Raw genomic sequence first — 2,907 nt, 5'->3', positions numbered from 1 at the left:
GGCGCCTACCCCGGCGTCCGCGCGGGCGAGATGCTCGACCTGGTCGCCGCCTGCGCGGCCCGGCCGCTCGATCCCGCGTGGCTGTTGGACGTGCTCGGGCTCGCCGAGGTCCGGCGCACGCCGTTCAAGCGCCTCTCCGGCGGGCAGCAGCAGCGGCTCTCCCTGGCCTGCGCGATCGTGGGCAGGCCGGAACTGGTGTTCCTCGACGAGCCGACGGCGGGCATGGACCCGCAGGCGCGGCGCCTGGTGTGGGACCTGCTCACCGGGCTGCGCGAGGACGGGGTGAGCGTGTTGCTGACCACACACCTGATGGAGGAGGCGGAGGCGTTGGCCGATGACGTGGTGATCGTCGACGGCGGCCGGGTCGTCGCCTCCGGGGCGCCGGACGCGCTCACCGCCGAGCACGCCGAGGACGCCCAGCTGCGCTTCCGCGCCCGGCCCGGTCTGGACACCCAACTGCTGGTCGCCGCCCTGCCCGAGGGGTACCTGGTGCGCGAGTCCGCCCCCGGCGCGTACCGGGTGTGCGGTGCGGTGGACCCGCAGGTGATCTCCACCGTGACGGCGTGGTGCGCCCAGCAGGGGGTGCTGGCCGAGGAGCTGCACGTCGGCAGGCGGGACCTCGAGGAGGTCTTCCTGGAACTGACCGGACGGGAGCTGCGCACGTGACCCCGCCCCGGGACGGGCTCCCGACCGGGAGCCCCGCCGCACCCCGGTTCGCACCGGGGACCTTCACCCCGGACCCCGGACGGGGTCGGCTCGGCCGGATGCTGCTCACCCATGCGCGGGTGGAGACCGCCCTGACCCTGCGGCACGGCGAGCAGATCCTGCTCACCCTGCTCATCCCGCTCGCCCTGCTCCTGGGCTTGAGCCTGCTCGACGTGATCCCGGTACCCGGGGCCGATTCCACGGCGACCCGGGTGGACTGGGTCGCACCGCGGGTGCTCGCCCTCGCGGTGATGTCCTCGGCGTTCACCGGGCAGGCGATCGCGCTGGGGTTCGACCGGCGCTACGGCGTCCTGAAGCGGTTGGCGGCCACCGCGCTGCCCCGGTGGTTGCTCGTGCTGGGCAGACTCGTCGCGGCGCTGGTGGTGGTGGCCCTGCAGACCCTGGTGCTGGGGGGCGTGGCGGCGGCACTCGGCTGGGCACCGCCGTCGGCCGGAGCCCTCGTCGCGGTACCGCTGCTGGCGCTCGGCACGGTGAGCTTCGGCGCGCTGGGTGTGCTGCTCGGGGGCGCGCTGCGGGCGGAAGCCGTCCTCGCGCTGGCGAACGTCGTGTGGTTCGCGCTGCTGCTGGCCGGGGGCATCCTCGTGGCACCGGACGCCCTGCCCGGCCCGCTCGCCGCGGTCGTGCCGTACCTGCCCTCCGGTGCCCTGGCCGAGGGCCTGCGGGTCGCGCTCACCGACGGCACGCTCGCCGTCACCCCGGTACTCACCCTCACCGCCTGGGCCGCCGCCGCGGCCACCCTGGCCACCCGCACGACCCGCCTGACCTGACCCCGCCGCTTCCCCCTCGGGGTGTGCCGTGAAGGACCCCTTCGCTGCGTGCGTCGCAGCGAGGGACTCCTTCACGGCACGGGACGCAGGCAAGGGGGCCTTCACGGAAAATGCGGTCGAGGTACGGGGCACCGCGGGGTACGGTGCCCCGGTGGAGGGTGTGGTGGAGGTCGGACTGGTCACCATCCCGGCGGGGCGGGTGGCCGTGACCGACCGGGTGACACGGACCCGGCGCCCGGTGGTGGTGAACTCCTACGAACTCGCCACGCTGCCGACGACCCAGGAGTCCTATGCGCGGGTGACCGGTCTGTGGCCGAGTGTCACGCACGGGGCACGACTCCCGGTCGAGACGGTCTCCTGGTGGGATGCCGTGCATTACTGCAACGCGCTGTCGGATCTCGCCGGACTGACCCCGGTCTACCGGATCGGTGCGTGGGACACCGTCGCGCGGGACCACGCCGCGAACGGCTTCCGCCTCCCGACCGAGGCCGAGTGGGAACACGCCTGCCGCGCCGGAACCGGAGGACCACGCTACGGCCCGCTGGACGAGGTCGCCTGGTACCGCGGCAACTCCGCCGAACGCCCCCGGGCGGTCGGCGGGAAACGCCCCAACGACTGGGGACTCCACGACATGCTGGGCAACGTCTGGGAATGGTGCTGGGACACCGACGGCGGCGTCGACCATCCCGACTACCGGGTACTGCGTGGCGGCGGATGGTGCGACGAACACTGGAGCTGCCGGGCCTCGGTGCGTAGGCGCAGCCACCCCACGCTCCGGCTCGACGACATCGGCTTCCGCGTCGCCCGGTCCCGGCCCACCGGTGACGGCGACGCGGAACCACCCGGGCATGTGCCCTACGCATCGTCGTAGTATCCGGGACGTGCAGTTGTCTTCCCTCGTGGCCCGGTTGCCGTATCCGTCGCACGCGGTTCAGCGGGCCCTCGCCGTCGCGGCGATCATCACCCAGGGCGGTATCGGGGTCACCGGCTCGATCGTGCGGGTCACCGGGTCCGGGCTGGGGTGTCCCACCTGGCCGCAGTGCTTCCCCGGCAGCATGACGCCGGTCGAACACCCCGAGTACGCCATGATCAACCAGTGGGTCGAGTACGGGAACCGGCTGCTCACGTTCGTGGTCGTCGCCGTCGCCGCCGCCTGTGTCGTCGTGGCGTGGCGGGTGTTCCTCGACCACCCGGGCCGCACGCGGCTGCTCGCCCTGGCCTGGGTGATGCCCGCGGGGGTCGTGGTGCAGGCCCTCATCGGCGGCATCACCGTGATGACGCACCTGTTGTGGTGGACCGTGGCGATCCACTTCCTGGCCTCCACGATCCTGGTGTGGCTGGCGGTGCTGCTGCACCGCGCCTTCACCGAGGGGGACGAGCCGCCGCGCCCGCGGGTGCCCACCCGCAGCAGGCC

The 2,907-nt window shown here is 73.5% G+C and carries 4 protein-coding genes; all 4 read left to right on the top strand.

Going from position 1 to position 2,907, the window contains the following annotated elements; translation table 11 throughout:
* Positions 1–666: ATP-binding cassette domain-containing protein (locus ACTIR_RS0101755; RefSeq protein ID WP_026452998.1), on the top strand; the 666-nt coding region annotated here is incomplete at its 5' end.
* Positions 667–764: 98 nt separating this feature from the next.
* A complete protein-coding gene (locus ACTIR_RS0101750; protein ID WP_233345799.1) occupies positions 765–1,493 on the top strand; it encodes an ABC transporter permease in 729 nt (242 codons plus the stop codon).
* 151 nt (positions 1,494–1,644) lie between these two features.
* Positions 1,645–2,364, top strand: coding sequence for a formylglycine-generating enzyme family protein (locus ACTIR_RS21155; RefSeq protein WP_052583679.1), 720 nt, complete (start codon positions 1,645–1,647; stop codon positions 2,362–2,364).
* 10 nt (positions 2,365–2,374) lie between these two features.
* The coding region (locus ACTIR_RS0101740) for a COX15/CtaA family protein (RefSeq protein WP_026452996.1) at positions 2,375–2,907 on the top strand (533 nt) is incomplete at its 3' end.

Source organism: Saccharomonospora iraqiensis subsp. iraqiensis (assembly GCF_000430445.1).
In the GTDB taxonomy this organism is placed as follows: domain Bacteria; phylum Actinomycetota; class Actinomycetes; order Mycobacteriales; family Pseudonocardiaceae; genus Saccharomonospora; species Saccharomonospora iraqiensis.
The sequence above is the reverse complement of the archived record's forward strand: the minus strand, read 5'-3'. Positions and strand labels throughout refer to the sequence as shown.